The 4,135-nt window shown below is 71.8% G+C and carries 5 protein-coding genes; 1 reads left to right on the forward strand and 4 read right to left on the reverse strand.

All coding sequences use genetic code 11. From position 1 onward, the window contains the following. Nucleotides 1-66: 66 nt before the first annotated feature. A complete protein-coding gene (locus AB0M52_RS31555; protein ID WP_363961262.1) occupies nt 67-1,266 on the reverse strand; it encodes an ABC transporter substrate-binding protein in 1,200 nt (399 codons plus the stop codon). 79 nt (nt 1,267-1,345) lie between these two features. Further along, the gene (locus AB0M52_RS31560) at nt 1,346-2,143 is read right to left on the reverse strand and encodes an alpha/beta fold hydrolase (protein WP_363961264.1); all 798 of its coding nucleotides are present in this window, start codon (nt 2,141-2,143) and stop codon (nt 1,346-1,348) included. A 98-nt stretch (nt 2,144-2,241) separates the two neighbouring features. Between AB0M52_RS31560 and AB0M52_RS31565 the strand changes: the two genes are divergently transcribed. Beyond that, on the forward strand, nt 2,242-2,847 hold the full coding sequence (locus AB0M52_RS31565; RefSeq protein ID WP_363961270.1) for a bacterial proteasome activator family protein: 606 nt from the start codon (nt 2,242-2,244) through the stop codon (nt 2,845-2,847). A gap of 67 nt (nt 2,848-2,914) precedes the next feature. Here AB0M52_RS31565 and AB0M52_RS31570 read toward each other — a convergent pair whose 3' ends face one another. After that, a complete protein-coding gene (locus AB0M52_RS31570) occupies nt 2,915-3,727 on the reverse strand; it encodes an HAD family hydrolase (RefSeq protein ID WP_363961266.1) in 813 nt (270 codons plus the stop codon). Further along, the coding region (locus AB0M52_RS31575; RefSeq protein WP_363961268.1) for an HAD hydrolase family protein at nt 3,727-4,135 on the reverse strand (409 nt) is incomplete at its 5' end. The genes AB0M52_RS31570 and AB0M52_RS31575, both read right to left, overlap by 1 nt.

The raw sequence follows: 4,135 nt of genomic DNA on the forward strand, positions 1-4,135 counted from the left end.
GGTCACCGGGTCCGTCAACGGCAAGGATGTGACGACTGTCGTCACCGAGCAGTACTCCGGCTCTGCTCAGCCGAGCGTGGCCAGCTCGTTGACCAGGACGTTCGACAGCACCTGACCGTCGCGTTGCACCTCGCGCAGGTACCACTTCTGCTGCGGGGTGCGCGGCTGGTTGAACTGCCACGCGCCGCGTGGGCTGTCGATCTGCCCGATCCGGCCCAGCGCGAGGTTGACCTCCTGCGGGGTGGGCGTGGCGCCGGCCAGGCGGATCGCCTGGTCGAGCACCTTCGCCGCGTCGTACGAGGCCATGGCGTAGGTGGTCGGCGAGACGTTGTGCTTCTTGCGGTATGCCGAGGCGAACCGGCGGTTGGCCGCGTTGTTGAGGTCGGCGGAGTAGTTCAACGCCGTCCGGATGCCGAGCGCGTCGTTGGCCGGCCGGATGCTGTCCAGCACCGTGCCCTCGGTGAGGAAGCCGGGGGCGTAGATGCTGCCCCGGAATCCACCGTCGCGCAGCTGCATGATGAACTCCGCCGCCGCGGCCCCGGAGTAGAAGCAGAAGACCACCGAGGGGTTGCGGCTGAGGGCCTTGTTGATGTCGGAGACGTAGGCGGTCTTGCTCGGGCTCGCGCTGTTGGACGTCCAGACCACCTCGTCACCGATGCGCGAATCGGACTCGCCGAACTCCTGGCGGAAGCCGCGCAGCACGTCCTCGCCGCCGAGGACCCCTTCGGGCATGATCATCGCGACCCGGTCGGTGGGGCCGAGCGCGTCCTTGAGGTAGCGGCCGAGCGCCCGACCCGCCTCGTCGAGCACGTACGACGTACGCCAGATGTATACGACGCTCTGCAGGCTCGTGGGCGAGGCATTGGAGCCGATCAGCGGGACCCGGGCCTGCTCGACCAGGTCTCGGATGCCGAACATGACCGACGAGTTGGCAACCCCGGTCAGGGCGAGGACGCCCTGCTTGAGCAGCCCCTCGACGGCGGCCTGACCGGTCTTGACGCTGTCGCCCTCGTCGGCGACGAGCAGATCGACCGGGTGACTGCCGAGCATGCCCTCGTTGAGTTCCAGGTAGAGCTGGAACCCGTTACCGAGCTCGTCGCCGATGGCCTTGTTCGCGCCGGACTTCGGCGCGATGAGCCCGATCTTGATCGGGGTGCCTGTGCTGCTGGCGTTCTCCTTGGCGTCGGAGCCGCATCCGGCGACGAGTCCGCCCGTACCGATCGCGGCCAGCAGCTGGAGTGCCCGCCTGCGGTTCATCTGCGACACCGGGTTCCCTTCAAATGTGTTGCCGGGCGGCCCTCCGCCCCTTCGGCGTTCTACCTGTTTCGCGACGCTGCGTCAATGGCTATTGATCTTCGTGTAGAGACCGCAACGCGGTGGTTATCTGCGGCCAGGCCGCCGACTCCGGGTCGATGAGTCCGAAGTGCTCGCATTCCGGCAGCTCGACAAGGCGGATATCGGCACCTGCCGCCTGCCCGGCGGCCACGTACGCCCGGCTCATTCCGACCGGAACCTGCTGATCCAACGTGCCGTGCATCACTACGGTGCGTGGTCGAAGGGGTGTCAGGGATCGCGGGTCGGCGGCGGCGTACCGCTCGGGCACGTCAGCCGGCCCGCCGCCGAGCAGCGCGGCCACCGCGCCGGAGTCAAGGTCGAGCCGGTACGCCTCGGCCAGGTCCGCGACCGGGGCGAGGGCGAGCACCCCGCCGACGGCGTCCGGTGCGTGGGCCGCCGTGTACAGCGCCAGGTGCCCACCGGCCGAGTGGCCGACCAGGAGCGGCGGCCCGGGCGCGACCTGGCCGGGTAGCGCGGCGGCGGCCAGCCGCGGCAACGCGGAGACCCCGGCCAGTACGTCGGCCGGCGTGCCCGGCCAGCCACCACCGGGTTGCCCGGTCCGGCGGTACTCCAGCTGGGCGACCGGGTGCCCGAGCGCGGCCAGTGCGGCGGCCAGCGGATCGGTGTGCCGCCGGTCGTACTCCGCACGCCAGAAACCACCGTGCACCACGACCACCAGTGGCCGGGGCGGGCCCGCGTCCGCCGGCCGGCGCAGATCGGCGATCTGGTCGGGGTGCTCGCCGTAGGCGACGGTCACGTCCGGCTCGGGCGCGGGCCGGGTCAGCACGGCTCGGGGATCGGAGGGCATCGGCCGACGGTAGCGCGGATCGCCACGGACCCGTGGACCGGTGCCGGGTGGAACTCGAACGCGGGCCGGCGGGCGCCGGCGGGGGCGGCTGGGTAAAGATGGATGCCATGACCGACGTGCGATCCGCTGGACAAGACGACGAGCCCGGCCGGGACGGTATTGGGCACTCCGGCACGGTGGTGGTGGTCGGGCCGGACGGCCGGCCGGTCGGCACCGTGCAGACCGACGACGGGCCCGGCGAGGACCCAACGCGCCTGGTCGAGCAGCCGGCCAAGGTGATGCGGATCGGCAGCATGATCAAGCAGCTCTTGGAGGAGGTCAAGGCGGCCCCGCTGGACGACGCCAGCCGGCACCGGATGCGGGAGATCCACGAGCGGTCGATCGTCGAGCTGAAGGAGGGGCTGGCTCCCGAGCTGCGCGAGGAACTGGAGCGGATCTCCCTGCCCTTCAACGAGGATCAGGCGCCCAGCGAGGGCGAGCTCCGGATCGCCCACGCCCAGCTGGTCGGCTGGTTGGAGGGGCTGTTCCACGGAATCCAGGCCGCTCTGGTCGCCCAGCAGATGGCGGCTCGGGTGCAGCTGGAGCAGATGCGGTCCGGGCGACAGGCGCTGCCCAGCGGGCCGGCCGGGGCGGTGCTGCCGGGGATGCCCGGCATCGGTCAGCCGCCGGGCGGCGAGGGGCACAGCACCGGCCAGTACCTCTGACCTCGGCGCGGCGTGCGGCGCGCAGCTGACGGTCCGCACGCCGGCCGGGGTCACCGGCCGCGCCGGCTCAGTCCGCCCCGAAGACCTTCTCCAGGTACGCCGCCACGCCGTCGGTGGAGTTCGCCGAGGTGACCTCGTCGGCGATCGCCAGCACGGCGGGGTGTGCGTTGGCCACCGCCACCCCCCGTCCGGCCCAGGTCAGCATCGGCACGTCGTTGGGCATGTCGCCGAAGGCCAGCACGTCGGTCGCGTCGATGCCGATCCGGTGGCAGTACCAGGCCAGCCCGGCCGCCTTCGTCACGCCGGCCGCCGAGATCTCCACCAGCCCGGAGTGCGAGGAGTGGGTGGCCTCCGCCAACCCAGCGAGGGCAGCGGCGACCAGCTGGGTGAACCGGTCCGGATCCTGCTCGCCGGCGCGGGCCAGCACCTTCACCGCCGGCACCGACAGCAGTTCCTCGGGGGTCTCCACGACCCGGATCGCGGTTTCGTCGGCGTCCCAGCGCAGCGGGTAGTGCGTCTCGTGCCGCATCTGCCGGCTGTCCACGATCTCCACGGCGAGGCTCACCCCGGGTATCTCGGCCCGCAGCCGGCGGGCCACCTCGGCGAGCAGCTCCGGGGCCAGCGGGTCGGCCCGCAGCACCTCGTCGTTGACCGGGTCGTAGACCACCGCGCCGTTGGCGCAGACCGCCGGCAGCGGCTCGGCCAGCTGGTCGTACACCATTTTGAGCCAGCGGATCGGTCGGCCGGTGACCAGCACGACCGGCGTGCCCCGGTCGCTGATCCGGGTCAGTACGGCTGCGGTGTGGGCGCTGAGCGTGCGGTCGTCGCGGAGCAGCGTGCCGTCGATGTCGGTGGCGATCAGGTGTGGCGTCGCGTCCATCACCTGGACAGTAGCCGGTCGAGGTAGATCGCCACCCCGTCGTCGTCGTTGCGCAGGGTGACGTCGTCGGCGACGGCGCGCAGCGTCGGGTGGGCGTTCGCGACCGCCACCCGGCCCCAGCCGGCCCACTCGAACATCGGCAGGTCGTTGGGCATGTCGCCGAAGACCAGCACCTCCGCCGGGTCGACCCCGAGGCGCTGCGCGACCACGCTGAGCCCGGTCGCCTTGTCCACCCCGGGCGGGCAGATCTCGATGAAGCCGAGCCCGGCCTGGGTGAGCGTGGCGAGGTGCGCCGGGACGATCTCCCGGGCGGCGGCCAGCAACTCGTCCACGTGGTGGTCGGCGGTCCTCGCGAACGCCTTGATCACGTCGCCGGCGAGGCACTCGTCGCGGGTGCGTACCTCGAAC

The organism is Micromonospora sp. NPDC051296, from assembly GCF_040682255.1.
Taxonomy (GTDB): domain Bacteria; phylum Actinomycetota; class Actinomycetes; order Mycobacteriales; family Micromonosporaceae; genus Micromonospora; species Micromonospora craterilacus.

Excerpts from the sequence above, each read along its gene's own strand:
- AB0M52_RS31560 (WP_363961264.1), bottom strand. The coding sequence starts at position 2,143 with ATGCCCTCCGATCCCCGAGCCGTGCTGACCCGGCCCGCGCCCGAGCCG.
- AB0M52_RS31565 (WP_363961270.1), top strand. The coding sequence starts at position 2,242 with ATGGATGCCATGACCGACGTGCGATCCGCTGGACAAGACGACGAGCCC.
- AB0M52_RS31570 (WP_363961266.1), bottom strand. The coding sequence starts at position 3,727 with ATGGACGCGACGCCACACCTGATCGCCACCGACATCGACGGCACGCTG.